The 18,419-nt window shown below is 45.1% G+C and carries 17 protein-coding genes and 1 pseudogene; 1 reads left to right on the top strand and 17 read right to left on the bottom strand.

Annotation, left to right across the window (positions count from 1 at the left end; all coding sequences use genetic code 11):
* Nucleotides 1-6: 6 nt before the first annotated feature.
* Together LLY41_RS03295 and larB are read right to left on the bottom strand one after the other, a co-directional pair.
* A complete protein-coding gene (locus LLY41_RS03295; RefSeq protein WP_304586951.1) occupies nucleotides 7-729 on the bottom strand; it encodes a nickel pincer cofactor biosynthesis protein LarC in 723 nt (240 codons plus the stop codon).
* Nucleotides 730-756: 27 nt separating this feature from the next.
* A complete protein-coding gene (gene larB, locus LLY41_RS03290; protein ID WP_048009820.1) occupies nucleotides 757-1,497 on the bottom strand; it encodes a nickel pincer cofactor biosynthesis protein LarB in 741 nt (246 codons plus the stop codon).
* 61 nt (nucleotides 1,498-1,558) lie between these two features.
* On the opposite strand from larB, the gene larC reads away from it, so the two are divergent.
* The gene (gene larC / locus LLY41_RS03285; RefSeq protein WP_304586950.1) at nucleotides 1,559-2,014 is read left to right on the top strand and encodes a nickel pincer cofactor biosynthesis protein LarC2; all 456 of its coding nucleotides are present in this window, start codon (nucleotides 1,559-1,561) and stop codon (nucleotides 2,012-2,014) included.
* A gap of 98 nt (nucleotides 2,015-2,112) precedes the next feature.
* Here larC and LLY41_RS03280 read toward each other — a convergent pair whose 3' ends face one another.
* From LLY41_RS03280 to LLY41_RS03210, 15 genes and pseudogenes are all read right to left on the bottom strand, one after another.
* Entirely contained in the window at nucleotides 2,113-2,742 is a 630-nt protein-coding gene (locus LLY41_RS03280) for a bifunctional 4-hydroxy-2-oxoglutarate aldolase/2-dehydro-3-deoxy-phosphogluconate aldolase (protein WP_304586949.1), read from the bottom strand.
* Nucleotides 2,743-2,757: 15 nt separating this feature from the next.
* Nucleotides 2,758-3,714 carry a sugar kinase gene (locus LLY41_RS03275; RefSeq protein WP_304586948.1) on the bottom strand — a complete coding sequence of 319 codons (957 nt, stop codon included), beginning with the start codon at nucleotides 3,712-3,714 and terminating at the stop codon, nucleotides 2,758-2,760.
* A gap of 5 nt (nucleotides 3,715-3,719) precedes the next feature.
* A pseudogene (locus LLY41_RS03270) lies at nucleotides 3,720-4,312 on the bottom strand (fumarylacetoacetate hydrolase family protein).
* Between the two features lie 309 nt (nucleotides 4,313-4,621).
* On the bottom strand, nucleotides 4,622-5,581 hold the full coding sequence (locus tag LLY41_RS03265; protein WP_304586947.1) for a C-terminal binding protein: 960 nt from the start codon (nucleotides 5,579-5,581) through the stop codon (nucleotides 4,622-4,624).
* A gap of 67 nt (nucleotides 5,582-5,648) precedes the next feature.
* On the bottom strand, nucleotides 5,649-6,596 hold the full coding sequence (locus LLY41_RS03260; protein WP_304586946.1) for a U32 family peptidase: 948 nt from the start codon (nucleotides 6,594-6,596) through the stop codon (nucleotides 5,649-5,651).
* Nucleotides 6,593-7,504, bottom strand: coding sequence for a dihydrodipicolinate synthase family protein (locus tag LLY41_RS03255; RefSeq protein ID WP_304586945.1), 912 nt, complete (start codon nucleotides 7,502-7,504; stop codon nucleotides 6,593-6,595). Before LLY41_RS03255 ends, LLY41_RS03260 begins: the two co-directional genes overlap by 4 nt.
* A 16-nt stretch (nucleotides 7,505-7,520) precedes the next feature.
* Entirely contained in the window at nucleotides 7,521-8,669 is a 1,149-nt protein-coding gene (gene dgoD, locus LLY41_RS03250; RefSeq protein ID WP_095243451.1) for a galactonate dehydratase, read from the bottom strand.
* Nucleotides 8,670-8,760: 91 nt separating this feature from the next.
* Entirely contained in the window at nucleotides 8,761-10,227 is a 1,467-nt protein-coding gene (gene gucD, locus LLY41_RS03245; RefSeq protein WP_304586944.1) for an alpha-ketoglutaric semialdehyde dehydrogenase GucD, read from the bottom strand.
* 19 nt (nucleotides 10,228-10,246) lie between these two features.
* The gene (locus LLY41_RS03240; RefSeq protein ID WP_304586943.1) at nucleotides 10,247-11,395 is read right to left on the bottom strand and encodes a UxaA family hydrolase; all 1,149 of its coding nucleotides are present in this window, start codon (nucleotides 11,393-11,395) and stop codon (nucleotides 10,247-10,249) included.
* 12 nt (nucleotides 11,396-11,407) lie between these two features.
* Entirely contained in the window at nucleotides 11,408-11,707 is a 300-nt protein-coding gene (locus LLY41_RS03235) for a UxaA family hydrolase (protein ID WP_095243448.1), read from the bottom strand.
* A 4-nt stretch (nucleotides 11,708-11,711) separates the two neighbouring features.
* Nucleotides 11,712-12,608 (bottom strand): fumarylacetoacetate hydrolase family protein, encoded by an 897-nt coding sequence (locus tag LLY41_RS03230; RefSeq protein ID WP_095243447.1) that lies wholly within the window; start codon nucleotides 12,606-12,608, stop codon nucleotides 11,712-11,714.
* Nucleotides 12,609-12,760: 152 nt separating this feature from the next.
* Complete coding sequence (locus LLY41_RS03225) at nucleotides 12,761-13,528, bottom strand: IclR family transcriptional regulator (protein ID WP_304586942.1); 768 nt, start codon at nucleotides 13,526-13,528, stop codon at nucleotides 12,761-12,763.
* A gap of 63 nt (nucleotides 13,529-13,591) precedes the next feature.
* Nucleotides 13,592-15,802, bottom strand: a complete 2,211-nt coding sequence (locus tag LLY41_RS03220; RefSeq protein WP_304586941.1) for a dihydroxy-acid dehydratase domain-containing protein — start codon at nucleotides 15,800-15,802, stop codon at nucleotides 13,592-13,594.
* 57 nt (nucleotides 15,803-15,859) lie between these two features.
* Entirely contained in the window at nucleotides 15,860-17,110 is a 1,251-nt protein-coding gene (locus LLY41_RS03215) for a nickel pincer cofactor-dependent isomerase, group 22 (protein ID WP_304586940.1), read from the bottom strand.
* A gap of 16 nt (nucleotides 17,111-17,126) precedes the next feature.
* A complete protein-coding gene (locus LLY41_RS03210; protein ID WP_304586939.1) occupies nucleotides 17,127-18,401 on the bottom strand; it encodes a TRAP transporter large permease in 1,275 nt (424 codons plus the stop codon).
* Nucleotides 18,402-18,419: the final 18 nt, after the last annotated feature.

The raw sequence follows: 18,419 nt of genomic DNA, 5'->3' as shown, positions 1-18,419 counted from the left end.
CTCCTGTTATTGTTCTCCGATCACAAACCTGACAACATTTGGGTGGGATTTGAAATCCTTTGACCCTGCGCCATATCCTATTTTCTGAACTTTCATGGAAGGCATATTCCCGAACTCATTAGCCAGGGTACGGACAATGGCAGCACCAGTAGGTGTCGTCAATTCACTTTGAATGTCAGTCTTCCGCAAAGGAATATCTTTTAGAATTTCCAATGTAGCCGGGGCTGGTACAGGATAAAGGCCATGCGCAATATTGATATATCCATTTCCTGCAGCAACCGGAGTGCAGACTACCTTTTCAATGTTTAATGTATTGTAAGCAATTGCGGTCCCTATAATATCAATCATCGAGTCTACACCTCCAACTTCATGGAAATGCACCTTTTCGAGAGTGCTGTCATGTATTTTTGCCTCTGCTAATCCTATCGTTTCAAACATTTGTAAGGCTGTTTCTTTTTCTGCCTCTTCAAGCTCAGATTCTTCAATTGCTTTTTTTATGTGTGTATAGTGGCGATGTGAGTGTTTTTCTTCTTCTGTATGAATGACTAATTCCGTACTGGAGATCCCCTTCTTTACAACCTTTTTTGTCCCTAGCGAAAACTCTTCCTTAATTACAGATTTAAGCTTTCTTTCTACACTTGATAATTCAACGCCCAATTCTGTGAAGGCTGCCAGAGACATATCTCCAGCAATGCCAGAAATACCGCAATCTATAAATAATATGTTCATTACATTTACCCCGCTTTGTTTTTATGTTCAGACTCTTAGCATCAAAGAAGCTGAGTAGCCCGCACCAAATCCATTGTCTATATTCACCACCGTTACGCCGGAAGCGCATGTGTTAAGCATGCTTAACAAAGATGTAATGCCATTTAAGTGTGCACCATATCCTATGCTGGTCGGAACCGCTATAACAGGAGTGGAAACCAATCCCCCGACTACACTGGGAAGTGCACCTTCCATTCCCGCTACAACAATCAATACATCACACTTTTTAATCTCGTCAATTTGCGCAAATAAACGATGAATCCCCGCTACTCCAATATCATAAAAACTTTCGTAATGGTGTCCCATAGCTTCAATCGTCACTTCTGCCTCCCGGGCCACAGGAATGTCAGAAGTCCCTGCACAGATAACCCCAATTTTCTTCTCCGTCTTCAGTTCATAATCCTCAGGCTTATACAAAAGTGTTCTGCCGGATGAATCATATACAGCTCCATCCACCTGCCTGCATACTTCTTCTGCAGATTTTGGGTCAACCCTTGTAGCTAAAACGGTATTCCCCTTATAAACCAAATGCTTAAATATATGTAAAATTTGTTCTGTGGTTTTGCCTGCCCCAAAGATAACCTCAGGAAATCCTTGTCTGAATTCACGCTCATCGTCCACTTTGGCAAATCCGTAATCTGTAAAGCCCTTCAATTGTTCCTCAGCTTCCTCAATTGAAAGATGGCCATTTTTTAATTGTGCTAAAATATGTGTAGTATAAGATTGCATTCATTTCTTCCTTTCTTTTCTTCATCTAAAATATATACCAGCTAAAGGAGGCTCGTTAAAAATGCAGCATGGCCAAGAGCATACTGATCATGACATGATCAAAATTGAAGTAAATCTGGACGACATTCCTGGAGAATGGCTGGGACATGTTATGGATTTATTGTTTCAATCCGGGGCCAATGATGTCTTTTATATTCCGATATACATGAAGAAAAATCGGCCTGGTACCATGCTCCAGGTTTTGTGTGAAAATAAGAAAAAATCCGAGATGATGAATATCATTTTTAGAGAAACCACCACATTGGGTGTGCGATACTACCCGCTTTCTGTAAATCGGCTTGGCCGGAAATTTCGTAAGGTCGAAACACAATGGGGGACCGTCTCTGTTAAAGAGGGGCTGATGCAAGGTGAAATTGTTCAGCAAGCCCCGGAATTCAGTGATTGCAAAGCTATATCTGAGCAATACGGAATCCCATTAAAATTGGTTTTTCAAGAGGTTTGGAAGCACCTGAAATAAATCCAAATCAACTAATCCAGCAATCTGGCAAAAGGACCTCCACCTATCCAAATGGCAGGTCCTTTTGATTTGAATTAGCTTCCGAAACTGCCAACGATTTAGAAATTTATTAATTCAGAAAATTCCTTTGCCTTTTCAGTCAGTTTCAAATAATCCTCTTCCGAATTTAGATTTTTTGCATTTACTAACGAACTGCCTACTCCTGCGGCAACTGCCCCCGCTTTTAAATATTCCCGGATATTTTTGACATCAATACCCCCGGTTGGCATCAGCGGAATATGCGGAAGCGGCCCCTGCAGGCTCTTGAAATAAGAGACACCCATGACATCGGCTGGGAACACCTTAATAAGATCTCCGCCATTTTCATAGGCTGTCAGGATTTCAGTTGGGGTGAGGGCACCAGGGATACTGAGGACACCGTAACGTTTTGCCAGTTTAATGGTTTCCTTATTAACGATTGGCGAAAATATGAACTCCGCTCCAGACATAATGACTGCACGCGCTGTTTCAGGATCCAGCACGGTCCCTGCCCCTACAATTGTCTGGTTTCCAAACTCTTCTTTTACTTTTTCTATTAATGAGCATACTTTTGGTGTTTCTACTGTTATCTCAAATGTGCTGACACCGCCGGCCAGCAGCGCATGAGCAATGGGCAAAATCTGATCCTGACGTGCACCGCGAATAACAGCAACAATCTTGCTCTTCTTTAACTCTTCTAACGTGCTCACTGATTTCCCTCCTTTTTATCTCGTAACATCTTCCAGATTGCCTTTCATAAAGGACACAAGATCAGATCGAGTTGGCAAGCCTTCTGCATCTCCATTCACCATTGTTACCATTGCTCCCATCGCGTTGCCCTGCAGTACTGCTTCTTCAAGCAATTTTCCGTCCAGCAGTCCTGAAAGGACACCTGCAGCAAATGCATCACCCGCTCCAACAGGATCGATTACCCGCTCAACCGTAAAGCCTGGGATTTTCTTCACCAAACCCGATGAAGATGATATTAGCGACCCTTCTTTTCCCAATTTCATAATGACTGTTTCAATCCCAAGATCATGAAATTTCTCTACATATTCCTCAGGTGAAAATGTGCCGAACAGAAACTCTGCTTCCGAAATGCCAGGAAGGACTATATCACTTTCAGAAGCATATTTTTTCAAAAATTGCCGTGCTTCTTCTTCATCACGCCAAATTTTCAAACGGAGATTTGGATCAAAAACGATTTTCGTCCCATTTCCTTTTGCTATCCGGATTGCCTTTTCAAGCATCTCCCGGCATGAGAGGCTTAGTCCTGGCGTAATGCCTGTAAGATGAAGATATTCAGCATCTAAAATGGACTCATCCAAAAGCCAGTCGGCATTCATTCTGCTGGCCGCAGAATCTTTTCTATAATAATAGACACGCGTGTCATTCAAGCGCCTGAACTCTTTAAAAAATACGCCTGTCGGCGCAGTTTGATCGCGCGTCACATAGGAAACATCCACTCCTTCGCCGCGGATGAATGACAGCATAGCATCACCGAATTCGTCCTCCCCAAGACGGCTGATCCATCTCGAACGATGTCCGAGACGGCTCAATCCGATGGCGACATTGGATTCTGCCCCGCCAAATTTCATTGAAAAAGAATGGGCATGGCGAAGCATGCCCTCCTCATTCGGTGTAAAAAGAGCCATCGTTTCCCCGATTGTTACAACATCCATGTCTATCAGCCCTCTTTCTTCTGTGAATCACCTTTTACGTAATTGGAAAGTGTTCCGATGTTTTCAATGGTAATACTCATTTTGTCACCGTCTTTCAGCCACACCTTTGGATCCCGGCCCATTCCAACTCCTGGAGGCGTTCCTGTTGCAATTAAGTCACCCGGTCTTAGCGTCATAGACTGCGATAAGAAGGAGATAATCTGCGGTATGGTAAATATCAGGTTGCTTGTATTGGAATCTTGCATAATTTCCCCATTGAGTTCGAGTGAGATTGATAGACTGTGCGGATCCCCTGCTTCATCCTTTGTCACAATCACTGGTCCTGTTGGCGCAAAGGTGTCGGCTGTTTTGCCCGGGACCACTGTCCGTCCTTAAATTGCAAATCGCGCGCGCTAATATCATTCATGATCGTGTAGCCAAAAACATAATCGTTTGCCTCTTCTTCCGTTACCCGCTTAGCTTCCTTTCCCATGACAACAGCAAGCTCTGCCTCAAAATCAACTTCACTTGAATTGATAGGAATCTCCACCGCGTCATGATGGCCGACGATGGCATTCGCATATTTTGAAAAGATCACCGGTGAAGCAGGCGGCTCCATTCCGGTTTCTCTGCAATGATCAATATAATTCAAGCCAACGCAAATGATTTTTTCCGGAGCCTGCATCGGCGGAAGGATTTTCACATCGGATATTGGAAAAACAGCCTCCTCATTGGTACCCTGGCTAATAAGCTTTTCAGCAAGCGGCAGCAGTTCTTCACTTCTTTCTATAAAGGTTTTCAGGCACGAAGGAAATTGATTTCCGGCAAGTATTGTTAAGCTGATGGCTTTCTCTCCCTGGACAACACCAATATGCTGTTGAGAATTAATCGTGAAAGCAGCTAGTTTCATATTCGGCACTATCCTTTCTTACGTAAGGGCATAAGGTGTTTTTTCACCTTTTAAAACCTGTACGATATTTTTCGCAGCCTTTTGTCTTAGCTCCACCATGGCTTCCTCTGAATACCATGCGCTGTGCGGAGTAATAATGACATTATCCATATGAAGAAGCGGGCTATCGATGCTAATTGGCTCTTCTTCGGCTACATCGAGAGCGGCACCTGCTATTTTGCCATTTTCAAGCGCTTCTATCAGGGCCTTTTCATCAATAATCGGACCACGTGCAGTGTTAATGATGACAGCATTTTTCTTCATTTGGCTAAATCGGTCTGCATTTAATAAATGGAAGGTATCCTTAATTAACGGAACATGTACCGATAAATAGTCGGCTTCACTTATGATTTCATCCAGCTCCATTTTTTGCACTCCGGCTGATGCCATATCCTCTGCGGAAACAAAGGGATCATATGCGGCCAATTTAAAGCCAAGAGGTTTTACCTTTTCAATAAATCTTCTTGGAATGCGCCCGAATCCAAGAACTCCTACTGTTTGATTGGTAAAACGGTGAATAGGGACACAAGCTTTGAAATCCCAATTTCCTCTTTTTACTTCATTATTTAATAGAGTCACTTTACGGGCCCATGATAAAAGAAGAGCCAGTGCGTGGTTTGATACCTCTTCCATCCCATAATCAGGAACGTTAGCTACGGTAATGCCTTTTTCATTGGCTGCATCTAAATCAATCGTGTTCACACCAACACCATAGCGGGAAATCACCTTGGTATTTTCAAGGGATTCTATTACACGTCTTGAGATTGGTGCGTATTGATTTAAAATGGCGTCAGCATGTTTGGCCTGCTCGGCCACCTCATCTTCCGTTTTGCACTGCGCTTTGACGAATTCAATATCAAGACCGCTTTCTTTAAATACGTCTTCCTCATATTTGAGATTTTCAAATTCATAGTCTGTTAAAAGTACTTTAAATGCCATCCTTTTCACCCCTGGAATTATAGTAAGAAATCCCTGGAACGGATTGAAACCGCTCAGGGATTGAAAATTATTTAGCTAGCGTTTTTTCAGCCTTCGGAACCCCAAGCCCTTCTGCACCAAGCTTTGAAGTAACTGCTTCCGGATAGTAGCGTTCAATCATTTGAATACCAATGGAAGCACGGCGTACACGCTCTTTTACGAGTGAGATATTCGTGCTTTCCCATTGCTTTCCGGAAGGATACACATCCGGGTGATTGCGAAGGCCAAATTTAATATAAACGGGAGCGAGCACCCGAATGATTTCCGGGATTTCGTAGTAGCGCAGGAATCCGCCGAAATTATCCGGAACCTCCACGTACAAGTCAATTGGAATATCAATGGACTGGCGGATTGCAGCAAGCTTTGCGAGCGGCAATGCAGAAGGCACATTATACGTATCTGCTCCGATATCCTGCATCAGTTTTACTGAAACAGGGTTTGCCGAGCCCATTTGCACAGATACCTTTACAACGAAGTCTTCAGGAAGCTGGCCCTTTTTCTTCATTTCTTTTGTTAATAGAAGAAGCCCCTCATCAGCTACAAGTGCGCCTCTTAAGCCCAGTTCAGCACCGCGCTTTAAATCTTCCATAGCATAAACAAGCTGATCCGCTCCCTCATGGCGAAGCGCCTGTGATTTGCCCCCCGATGTAAACGGAGCTGCACTGATATCCCAAGTGCCTCTTGGTCCTACAAATAAGCTTAACTCCATTCCTCGTTCTGCTGTCAGTTCGCACATTTCTTTGATTTCCTCATCTGTTTGAAGCATAATGCCGCTTCCCTGAGAAACGCGGTGAATCGTCAAGCCAAGGCGATCGATTTCTTCAAGCGTGGCTTTTAACGCTTCAGGCCCTTCAACACTTGGAATCTCAACCCGGTATTGTGCACCGTCCGGGAATCTTTTTGCTGATGTCGGCAATTCTTGAAAATCGCTGGATGGATAGCCTAATTGTTCAAGCAATTCGCGGGATTCTTTCATAATTGGACGCCTTCTTTCGTTTTAATAGTTTGTAATAAACTTCGAACATTTTCACGTAGATCGGCAGGGTATACATCAAACGGAACACGATGGCCTGCTGCTTTTTCAAACCAGCGCTGATGAACAGCTTCTTTCATCGTTGTAAAAAAGGTCGGGCAATACGTATAAACATCCATCAGCCTGGAGATTTGCTGGTGGTTATTCCGGGCTTCAGCTAAATCCCCTCTTTGATAAGATTCATATAAATCTACTGAGACTTCTGGAGCAAATACAGCACTGCCATTGATGCTGCCAGCGGCGCCAATCATCAGGGCCGGGAGCATATGCTCGTCAAAGGCTGAGAAAACAAGGAAATCAGGACGGACCTTTTTCACTTCTGTAATTACCTGCCGAATATGGCCAAAATCACCGACAGTTTCTTTAATGCCAGAAATGTTCGGATAGTCTTTGGCCAATTTGACGATTAGCTCAACCGGCAAATTTTGGCCGGTTAATTGCGGGATATTGTAAATAAACACGGGAAGCTCTGTATGATTGGCAACAGTTGAATAAAAGCGATAAAGCTGATCATCCGAAAGCTTCCAATAGTAAGGGCTGACAACAAGCACACCATCTGCTCCCTGTTCCTCTGCATAAGAAGTCAGTTCAAGGACTTCCTTAAGAGCTGTGTGGCCCACACCAACCATAACTTTTACGCGCCCATGGATATGTTTAATCATTTCCCTGACATAAAGCTTCCGCTCTTCGATGGAAAGAGAAGAAAACTCACCTGAGCTGCCCATCAGCAATATCCCATGAGTATTCCGAGAAATCAGCTTATCAAGATACCTTCTATTCAGCTCCAAATCCAAATTTCCCGCTTCATCAAATAAAGTGACAACCGGGGGAATAATTCCATGAAAGCTCATTCGATTTCCTCCTCATTTACCATTCGGCAATGCTGCCATCTTCATGGCGCCAAATAGGATTTTTCCAATCATGTCCGGCTTCTGCTGCCTGCTTTACTTTTTCCTCGTTAATCTCTATACCGAGTCCAGGCTGATCCGGAATGTTTACATAGCCATCTTTATAGGCGAATACTTCAGGATTATTAATATAATCGAGAATGTCCATTCCCTGGTTATAGTGAATGCCAAGGCTTTGTTCCTGGATGATGAAATTTGGAGTAGAAGCATCCAGATGAACCGAAGATGCCAGTGTCATTGGTCCAAGAGGACAATGCGGTGCAATCGACACATCATACGCCTCAGCCATTGCGGCAATTTTCTTTCCTTCCAGAATACCGCCTGTGTGCGAAAGGTCAGGCTGGATAATATCTACATATCCGTCCTGCAGAAGCTGCTTGAATCCCCAGCGTGTATACATCCTTTCACCGGTGGCAATTGGACAGGTTGTATGCAGGGCAATCTCACGCAGAGCCTCATTGTTTTCCGGAAGCACCGGTTCTTCAATGAACATTGGGCGATATGGCTCCAGCTCTTTCACTAATGTTTTGGCCATGGTTTTATGAACGCGGCCATGAAAATCAACCCCTATGCCGAAGTCCTTGCCGAGTGCCTCACGAATAGAAGCCACACGCTCAATAACCGCTTCCACTTTTGAAAAGCTGTCTATGTAATTCATTTCTTCAGAGGCGTTCATCTTAATCGCTTGAAAGCCCTGTTCCTGTTTTACTTTTGCTTCCGCAGCAACTTCAGCCGGCCGGTCCCCCCCGATCCAGGAATACACTTTAATCTTCTGGCGCGCTTTGCCCCCGAGCATTTCATAGACTGGTATATTGTAATACTTGCCTTTAATATCCCAGAGCGCCTGCTCGATCCCGGAGATCGCACTCATCAAAATTGGGCCCCCCCGGTAAAAACCGCCACGGTACATTGTTTGCCATATATCTTCGATGTCATTAGGATTACGGCCAATAATATAATCTGATAGTTCATTGACGGCTGCCTTTACTGTTTCAGCGCGCCCTTCGACAACAGGCTCTCCCCAGCCGGAAATGCCTTCATCTGTTTCAATTTTTAAAAACAGCCAGCGCGGCGGAACTTTATATAATGAAAGTTTCGTAATTTTCATATGGGCACCTCGCAACTTTTTGATAAAAAGGAGATTTCTATTTTGGAAATCTCCTTTTTAGGTTTGAATGGTTTTCCTCAATTTAGCCGATTTAAGAGCCTTTTATGAAAACTGTTTTAATGGCTGTATAGAATTCTTTTGCAGCTTCACCTTGTTCACGTGAGCCTGTACTTGAAGCCTTCATTCCGCCAAATGGCGCCTGAAGTTCTACACCGGCGCTTTCCGCATTGATCCGGACGAGACCCGCTTCAATTTCATCGATGAATTCCAGAATCGAGCTGATATCTGAAGTAAAGATCGATGCACTCAATCCATATTTAGTATTGTTTGCCACTTCGATTGCTTCTTCCAGGTCAACGGCTCTAATAAGCGCAATGACCGGCCCAAAGATCTCTTCCTGTGCAATCGTCATATCAGCTGTGACTTCTTCAAAAATAGCCGGTTTAACGAAGAAGCCGTTATCATATTCACCGCCTGTCAGCACTTCGCCGCCATGAACCAGTCTGGCACCTTCATTTTTTCCGATTTCAATGTACTTGTTAAATGTGTTGAATTGGCTTTCGCTTGCACAAGGCCCCATCCAGATGCCTTCTTCAAGGCCGTTTCCGACAGTGATTTTTTCAGAAGCTTCGATAAGCTTTTGCTTGAATTCGTTATAAACATCGGCTTCTACGATAACGCGGCTTGAAGCCGTACATTTTTGTCCAGATGAGCGGAATCCGCCGCTGATGACCGCTTCAACAGCCTGGTCAAGATTGGCATTTTTCGCAACAATAACAGGGTTCTTTCCGCCCATTTCAAGCTGGAATTTGATTCCGCGCGCAGCAGCTGCTTTCGCTACGCTTTGTCCAACACTCTCTGACCCTGTAAAAGTAATGGCATTCAATTTAGGATGATCGATCAATCCCTGGCCGATCTCAGAGCCTGAACCCGTTACAAAATTTAAGACACCTTCAGGAAAGCCGGCCTCTGCAAAGCACTCGACCACCTTAGCAGCAGTGACAGCCGCTTCGCTCGCAGGCTTGAATACAACTGTATTTCCGTACACAAGTGCAGGCGCGATTTTCCAGATTGGAATCGCAACCGGGAAGTTCCAGGGAGTGATAACTCCTACAACTCCAAGGGGAGCACGCTTTGTGAACATAAGGGCATCTTTATCAGTTGATGGAATCACGTCCCCCTCTTTGCGCATTCCTTCTCCTGCATAATAACGGAGGATGGCAATGCCTCGGGCTGTTTCTCCTTTTGCTTCAGGAAGGGTCTTTCCCATTTCCCTCGTCATGCTTTCCGCAATTTCATCCAGCCTAGATTCAAGGATGTTTGCTGTCTGGAACAATAGCTGTCCTCTTGCTGCCTGGCCAAGCTTGCGCCATGCTTTCTTCGCTTTGAATGCCGCCTCTACAGCCTGGTTCAGCTCTTCTTCATTAGATTTTTGAACGTAGCCGACTGCTTCCTTTGTAGCAGGGTTAATGCTTTCAATGACATTTCCGGATGCAGATTCTTTCCATTCGTTATTAATGAAGTTGCTGTATGTTTTGGTTTCGATTGTAGTTTTCATGCTTATAATCTCCTTTTTATTAAAATGTTGGGCCAATACGCCAAATTCCAAAGTCATGCTGCTTCAAGATTTCCGCTTTTGTCAATTTGCCATTTGCGACAGCCTGGATTTCCTTCATGATCCGTCCGCCGACTCCTCCGACTGTTTCTTTGCCGTCAACGATGGTTCCGGCATCAAGATCCATGTTTTCGTTCATGCGTTCGAACATTGGTGTGTTTGTCGAGATTTTAATAACAGGTGCAATCGGCGATCCGGTTGGTGTTCCGCGACCGCTTGTGAAAAGAACAATTTGTGCCCCGCCTGCAACCATACCGGTTAACTGTTCAATATCATGGCCCGGGGTATCCATCCAGACCAGCCCTTTTTTGGTTGGCCTTTCTGCATAGTCAATCACTTCTTCCAAACGTGTCGTGCCTGACTTTGTTGCAGCTCCAAGCGACTTTTCTTCAAGTGAGCTCAATCCGCCTTCAATGTTGCCCGGGCTTGGATTGCCGGTACGGATATCAACACCCATCTGAATGGAGCGGTTTTCCATCATTTTAATGACGGCATACGCCTTTTTTGCGACTGAATCATTCGCTGCACGGTTGGCCAGCAAATGCTCTGCACCGATTAATTCGGTTGTTTCAGCTAAAATGGCGGTGCCGCCATGTTCAACAAGCATGTCGCTTGTACGCCCAACAGCCGGGTTTGCCGAAAGGCCGGAGCATGCATCCGAGCCCCCGCATTCTGTACCGACAATCAATTCGCTGAAATCACATAGCTCACGCTGCACCATAGATGCATCCTGAACCATTTTCACCGCAATTTTAGCCACCTCGGCAATGGTTTGAAGTGTGCCGCCATGTTCCTGTATCGATACGGTCTCGACCGGCTTGCCGCATTTGGCAATTTCGTCGCCAATACGGTGTGCCTGATGGGTTTCACAGCCTAAGCCGAGAACGATCACACCGTAAACATTTGGGTTCATTCCCATTCCGGCATATGTTCTGGCCGTCTGGTCATAATCGGTTCCAACCTGTGCACAGCCATGCTGATGAATAAATGTAACGGTTCCGCTTACAAGCTCTGTTACCCGCTGTGCCGTTTGCGTTGCACAAGTAATCGTTGGCAGGATCAGCACATGGTTTCTTACTCCAACACGGCCATCAGGACGGCGGTACCCCAAAACTGAAGCTTCTCATTGAACAACTTTGTCACCCCTTCCTCTTTTGCCTTCGAGATTATGAACATGCACATGTTCCCCTGCATCGATTGGAGCGACTGCTGCCCCGATTACCTCACCATATTTAATAATGTCGTCTCCCTGGGAAATGGCCCGTACTGCAAATTTATGGCCAAAACGGATAGGCTCAAGAATTCTAACTGTTTTTTCGATGCCCTCTGTTTTAACAATCACTTCCGCTCCCGCAGGTATATCGGAAAGAGCTACAGCTACACTATCCTTTTCATTTAAAAACAGTGTCTTGTACCCACTCATCAGCTCACCCCTTAGCTGCCTGCCCTACTTGCTGGCTTTGGACAACCGGGTTATTCAGGATGCCAATGCCAGGGATTTCAATTTCAATCCTGTCATTTTCCGCTAAAGTAAATTCGTTTGGCGGCACAACGCAGGTTCCTGTAAGAAGGACCGTTCCGTCAAAGATTTGGTTATCCAGCACCAGGTATTGGACCAACTCATCCAGGGTGCGCTTCAGCTGGCTGACTTGAGCATCTCCATAAAATACAAGCTCTTCATCCCGGTAGATGCGGCAAATAATCTGAAATTCATAAGGATCTGAAACAGTCTCGGCCAATACAATAGCCGGCCCTATGGAACAGGAATTCTTCCAAACCTTTGCCTGCGGCAGGTACAGCGGATTTTCCCCTTCTATATCCCGGCAGCTCATATCATTTCCAGCCGTATAGCCAAGCACCTTGCCATCTTTATCAATGACAAGCCCCAGCTCAGGCTCCGGGATTTGCCAGTTGGAATCGGACCGAAGGTATACAGGATCATTGGGACCTACCGTTCTTGCAGATGTTGACTTGAAAAAGATTTCCGGACGCACCGCATCATAGACTTTGTCATAGAACGTTTCTCTGTCAAGCTTTCCTTGTGTGGCTTCATAGTTTCGCGCTTCCCTGCTTTTTTTATAGGTTACGCCTGAAGCCCAAACTTCTGGAGCATCAATTGGAGTGGTTAATTGAAGATTTTCCAGCGGCAGTTTTTCTGATTCCTCGGCAATCTGTTTTACAATATCAAACGGTGTTTTGTTATCTTCGCGCGCTTTAGCAATCAGTGACATAAAATCGCTGAATGGAAGGTCGGCTGCTTCATTCTCATTCGTTACAGCTGCCAGTTGTTTTTCATTTCCTTTTAGATAGCGGATAATTCTCATGTTAACTCCTCCTGAATGACTATTTGCCATTTTTAAAATTTTTAATTAATTCAATGTGTATTTAGGCTATGCCGGCAGCGTAAAGCCAACCAATTGGGAAGCCTTCTGAACAGGCTCCCCGCCGGCAAGGAAAATGATAAACTTTTATTCACTTAAATTTTTTGGTACTCATACCCGAGATCCTGCGATATGCTGGTGCTGCACTCTTTCAGAAGTCCCACGTGGTGTTCACGGATTTCATCCGTTACTTTAGAAGCAGGCATGGACATGCTTATCCCGGCTATAACCTGACCGGAATAGTCTTTGATCGGAACAGCATAACAGACAATGCCCGGTTCGTTTTCTTCGTTATCCACTGAATAGCCAGCCGTGCGGACATGAGCAACCTCCGAGAGTAATTCTTCTTTCGAAGAGATTGATTTAGGTGTTTGTTTTGTGTACTGATAGTTTTCAAGAAACTGATCCAGTTCGGCATCTGTTTTCGTTGAAATGAGCGATTTGCCTACCGCGCTTGTATGAACGGGAACCCGGCGTCCGATGCGGGAGTAAAGAACCGTAACTCCGCTTCCTTCAACCTTATCGATATAAACTCCATCCTGTCCGTCGAGAATGACCAGATGGACCGTTAAGTTCGTCATGGCGGATAGCCTTTCAAGATGCTTTCTGGCAACTTTCCGCAAATCAAGATTACTCAGGACCATATTGCCCCGTTCGAAAAGCTTAAGTCCCAGACGATACTTTCCATTTTCCTCATTCTGGGAGATGTATCTCTGTTCCTGCAAAGTCTTCAGCAGCGAATGAACCGTGCTTTTATGCAGATTCATTCTTTTGCTTATTTCTGTAATGGATAATTCTCTTTCCCGCTCGTCAAATAAATCCATAATTTTTAATGCACGTTCCACTGATTGGATAATAGGCATTTCCGCTCACTCTCCTAGTTCTATTTAGCCTAATTTTACAGGAATTTTGACGAGCTTGCCTCTTTATTTTGCAACAGTGCCTGCTTCTTGAAGCAAAACATCTGTCTCATAATCCAGAACTGCATCCTCGGCTACGGCCAGCGGAACCACTCCGTTTGCAGCATCCGTATGGCCATACATGCGATTGCTTGCTGCAACCAGCTTCTGGCGTGCCTTCATTCGCTGCTTTCTCTCTTCCACAAGAGACTGGCGATCTGCTTTTAAGCTGTCAGTAAAGGAATGGACAACCTTCCCTGCGAAAAGCTGGGTTTTATCTACAAAATCAATGCGCCTTCCCCGAAGCTGAAGATGTACAACATCACCTGTCTGAAGGAAGCCGATGCCCCCGCCTTCGTATGCTTCCGGTGTCATATGTCCAATTGCAGCACCGTATGTAACGCCGGAATAGCGCCCGTCACTGATAATGGTTGCGACCTTTTTCATGACCCGGTTGGCATTAATATGCTGCATAGGTGTAAACATTTCCGGCATTCCAAAGGCTACCGGACCCTGACCGGCAATGACAACTGAAATTTTCAATATGCCTTTTTCAGCCATCTCGTCAAAAAGCTTTTCGTATGATTCCTCTTTTAAAAGTTCCCATTCCGCTCTGTTGTTATATTTCAGTGTTTCAAGCAGCAGGTTATGGTCAAATAGCTTATCCTTTTTAATATCGTTAAGCAGATTCGAGTCAAGCAGGCTTCTGTTTGCATCATCTTCATTCTCAAAATAAAGAACAAATGCTAGCTTATCATCGAATTGATCAAGCTGCGGTGTCGGCATTCCGCTGATTTTTACCACTGCGCTTTCAAAGAAATTGCCCTGCAAAACATCCACTCCGCTAAATGCCCTGCGCGGTTCTTCAGCAGATAATATAACAGGATTTTCTTTTACATTTGATGCCTGGAGGCTTCTTGTGATGGCGAGACGCTCTCTCCAGGATCTGGCTGCAACTGTTGGCGCATTCTGATCCATCGGTACACCATGTTCAAGCAATTCGTAAAAAAGCGTTTCCATTCCCCTGCTCGTTCCGCTGCAGCACTGCATGGCGAGCGAGTAAATATCACGGCCTTCTGTCAGGCTATAGTCAAACAAATCAGGAATCGGATGCTCATGATGTATGCGGTCCAAATCCCATAGACTAAAATTGTATCCGCCATAGAGCATGCCCGCAACAATATGCATCATCAGGTTAGTAGAACCGCCGGATGCACTATGAATGCGGATCGCATTCTTGATATTGGCAGCCACAATATTGGAAACACCATATTTTTCTTCATTAATCATAGTGGCAAAGCTGTCAAGAACCGAATTGATCTGCCTTTGTGTCGGCGGATCTGTCAGCAGCTCCACCGCCGGATGAACAAGGCCCAGTCCAGCTACAAGATGTCTGGAACTATTACCGGTACCATTAAAGGCACAAACCCCTCCCTGTCCGTCACATGTCGCAACTGCCAGCCTCATTTCAAAATATTTATGCTGTTCCTTTGTTAAGATGCCCCTCTCATATGCACGCTCGAACACACCCTGGAAGGCTGTATTTGATGAACATTGCAGGATATATGCCATTGTGTCACGCAAATCAGCCGCCACATCAGCCGCACCATTCAATTCAGCTTTCTTCGCCAACTCTTCAAGCTCTGCGATTACATCGTCCGGAATCGATCCGCCTTCGAGAACATGTGCAGGGGCAAATGTTGCAAAAAATGGAGCTTCGCCGCGGCTGCGTCTTACCCGATCAACATGTGCCAGCGCACTGACAACGCCCAGCGGCTGCTTATCACATCCTTGAATGACGAATGCACCATGATAACTATGTGCTTCCAGCTGATTGACGACCATTTGGGCAACAGCGTTCCTGCTTTGAAGGGAATAGCTCATCCCCTGATTGCTTTGGGCAGTGCCATCACACATAACCGGGGTGGAAAAGTAAAAGGGAACCCCGCCATTCTGCCAGATGCGGATGGCTGCACGTGCAGAGGTCTGATAGTCCATGATGTGAGCGGGATGGTCAGATGAACCTCCGATAATGGCAATTCGCGGAGCATTTACTTCAAGGCGGTTGTAAATTTCCTCGAGTGTCCAATCCGGCTTTCCTCCTTCATAGGAAGAACCAAGTGTCTGTTTTGCCCGGTCCAAAAGTCCAGCTACCGTAATCGGTTCATTTGCTTTTCCCTGTACATTGTCACGGTATGGATTTACAGGATTATCTATAAGCGGGTATAAATGTGTCATATGAACACTCCTTATCTATCAATCTGCAAGAATAATTTTTTGCAGGTAATCTTCGGATTAATCGAGCACCAATTCCTGGAGATCGGAAATAATTTTCAAATTGCTGTTTTGTTTCGCTTCCTCAATCAAACTCTCTGAAATCCAGATTTCTCCGATGTCTAATGTATTCTTGATTCGAACAGCTTTTACCTTGTTTAAATCAAAGGCATTGCAGGTTTTAATAGCAGCCTTGACAGCAAGCTCTTTTGTTTCAAGCACCATTGGAAGCTTAATGACTTCGATCACGGTGCTGGTCAGAGCATTTGCATAGCCTTTTTCCCATATAATTTCATCTACTACTGCTTTCGTTGTCATGTCTGCCATGCCGATGCCATTCGCATTTCCATGCGTTTTTTCGGTTAAACCCAGCACCACGGTTCTTTTTATATCCGGTCCGCCGGTTGCATATGGCGTAGCGAAATTCCCTGTAATATTCGGGTCCATCCCGTCACCTGAAATATCTTTTCCAAGCTCGTCGACAATCAGGACATCAAACTCATCAAAATGAATTTTTGGCATTAAAGATTTGGCCTCTTTCAGAAGTTCCGGTTCCACTGTCTCCAGTTCTTCTGCCGGAACTGCAACAACCTTTGCAATCTTGTCATAAGCATTTTCGAGAGAGGCAAGGCCGAAAATGATTGGAGCTTCTGATAATGAAATTTTGGCCATTTCCGGCACATGCTCTGCCATATATTTAAAACTATAGGCATGAGCGGCTTCTGCCCCTTTTTGTTTTCCGAGCCCGATGGTAATCATTTTCATAAGGCCGCTTTCAACCGGTCCGCGGAATGCTGTATGAGGTTTGACCCTGTTAATGACAACAATCTTGTCAGCCTCATAGGCGTTTCGGTCAATATAGACCGGAAGCCCATTTGGAAGTTCGCCAATCTTGACAACTTCCATGGAGGATTTAATCGGTGCCTCAACAGCACCTTCCGTTACACCCAATTGGTGAAGCACATCAATCTGGCCTTCCGAGGTAGCACCTCCATGGCTCCCCATGGCAGGTACGATAAACGGATTCCCTCCGACACGTTTAATTTCTCTGACCGTTTCACGAACCAGAACAGGCAAATCTGCCAGTCCCCTGCTTCCAACCGCAATCGCCACGGAATCTCCTTCATTAATTCTGGCCAGCACATTGGTGTCATTCAGGGTTTTCCGTACCTCATCCGCCACATCTTCCAGCTGGGGTGCGTGGAAATTCTGTCTTACTTTTACCATTCTGGGAATAGGGATATCCTTTAAGATTTCTTTAATTATGTCCATTACCTTTTCTCCTTCATTAATTCAGCCATGCAAGCGGCACTGTAATAATTTCCGGGAATAGGATCAATAGAAGAAGCACAATGACATGAACAACCAGGAATGGCCAAATTCCTTTCGTCAACTCGACCAGGCTGATTTTGCTGATTCCGCAGCCAACATATAAAACAGTGCCCACCGGAGGTGTAATCAATCCGATACACAGATTGATAACCATGACAATTCCGAAGTAGACTGGATCGATTCCGGCCATCTTAACAAGCGGCAGCAGCACTGGTGTGAAAATAAGAATAGCCGGTGTCAGATCCATCACAAGGCCAATCAGCAGCAGGAAAATCATAATAACCATCATTAAGATCAGAGGACTTTCAACTAATGATCCCATGTAGCCCGCAATCTCTGCAGGGACATTTGCGACCGTAATAAGCCAGGCTGATACCATGGCAGCAGCGGCCACAAACATCACAACACTTGTTGTCTTTGCTGAAGCAATTAAAACATGGTACAGCTCTTCCAGCTTCAGCTCACGGTAAATGAATAAGCCAACAAACAAGGCATAAAATGCAGCTACAACGGCAGCCTCAGTTGGTGTAAAAACCCCGCCGCGCAGACCGCCAATAATGATGACTGGAAGCATTAAAGCAAAACTGGCATCCTGAATCGCTTTCCAAATTTCTTTGGCTGATTTTCGCGGAGGAAGCTCACTTGTATCCTTCCGTGACATAAAGAACCAGCCAATCATGAGCCCGACTCCCATCATCACTCCAGGAATGATACCGCCCATGAATAAATCTGTAATGGATACACCCGCAGTTACCCCAAATAAAATCATGGGAATACTTGGCGGTATAACAGGAGCTATAATACCTGATGCACAAATGATGCCTGTTGATGTGTTAACGTTATATCCTTTGGCAATCATCATAGGAATTAAAATTGCCCCCAGTGCTGCTGTATCTGCAACAGCGGACCCTGATAATCCCGCAAAAAGAATACTTGCAATAATGGCTACAAAGCCAAGTCCGCCACGGATGTGCCCTACCAGCGCCATGGAAAAATCAACGATACGCTTGGAGATTCCTCCTGCATTCATCAGTTCTCCCGCTAAAACAAAAAACGGAATGGCCATTAGTGAAAAGTTATTAGCTCCATTAATCAGGTTTTGGGCAACAATCTGGCTATCAAATGTGCCCATAACTAACATCAGCATAACTCCGCTGGCAAGCAGTGCAAATGCAATTGGCACTCCTAGTGTCAGTGACCCAAACAGAGACCCTAAAAATACTCCAATCATGAAAAATATCCCCCTCCT

The sequence above is a fragment of the Cytobacillus firmus genome (assembly GCF_023612095.1).
GTDB lineage: Bacteria > Bacillota > Bacilli > Bacillales > Cytobacillaceae > Cytobacillus.
Note: the sequence above shows the minus strand (reverse complement) of the source record. Positions and strands in the feature narration are given on the sequence as shown.

Excerpts from the sequence above, each read along its gene's own strand:
- LLY41_RS03295 (WP_304586951.1), bottom strand. The coding sequence starts at position 729 with ATGAACATATTATTTATAGATTGCGGTATTTCTGGCATTGCTGGAGAT.
- larB (WP_048009820.1), bottom strand. The coding sequence starts at position 1,497 with ATGCAATCTTATACTACACATATTTTAGCACAATTAAAAAATGGCCAT.
- larC (WP_304586950.1), top strand. The coding sequence starts at position 1,559 with ATGCAGCATGGCCAAGAGCATACTGATCATGACATGATCAAAATTGAA.
- LLY41_RS03275 (WP_304586948.1), bottom strand. The coding sequence starts at position 3,714 with ATGGATGTTGTAACAATCGGGGAAACGATGGCTCTTTTTACACCGAAT.
- LLY41_RS03265 (WP_304586947.1), bottom strand. The coding sequence starts at position 5,581 with ATGGCATTTAAAGTACTTTTAACAGACTATGAATTTGAAAATCTCAAA.
- LLY41_RS03260 (WP_304586946.1), bottom strand. The coding sequence starts at position 6,596 with ATGAAAGAATCCCGCGAATTGCTTGAACAATTAGGCTATCCATCCAGC.
- LLY41_RS03255 (WP_304586945.1), bottom strand. The coding sequence starts at position 7,504 with ATGAGCTTTCATGGAATTATTCCCCCGGTTGTCACTTTATTTGATGAA.
- dgoD (WP_095243451.1), bottom strand. The coding sequence starts at position 8,669 with ATGAAAATTACGAAACTTTCATTATATAAAGTTCCGCCGCGCTGGCTG.
- gucD (WP_304586944.1), bottom strand. The coding sequence starts at position 10,227 with ATGAAAACTACAATCGAAACCAAAACATACAGCAACTTCATTAATAAC.
- LLY41_RS03235 (WP_095243448.1), bottom strand. The coding sequence starts at position 11,707 with ATGAGTGGGTACAAGACACTGTTTTTAAATGAAAAGGATAGTGTAGCT.
- LLY41_RS03230 (WP_095243447.1), bottom strand. The coding sequence starts at position 12,608 with ATGAGAATTATCCGCTATCTAAAAGGAAATGAAAAACAACTGGCAGCT.
- LLY41_RS03225 (WP_304586942.1), bottom strand. The coding sequence starts at position 13,528 with ATGCCTATTATCCAATCAGTGGAACGTGCATTAAAAATTATGGATTTA.
- LLY41_RS03220 (WP_304586941.1), bottom strand. The coding sequence starts at position 15,802 with ATGACACATTTATACCCGCTTATAGATAATCCTGTAAATCCATACCGT.
- LLY41_RS03215 (WP_304586940.1), bottom strand. The coding sequence starts at position 17,110 with ATGGACATAATTAAAGAAATCTTAAAGGATATCCCTATTCCCAGAATG.
- LLY41_RS03210 (WP_304586939.1), bottom strand. The coding sequence starts at position 18,401 with ATGATTGGAGTATTTTTAGGGTCTCTGTTTGGGTCACTGACACTAGGA.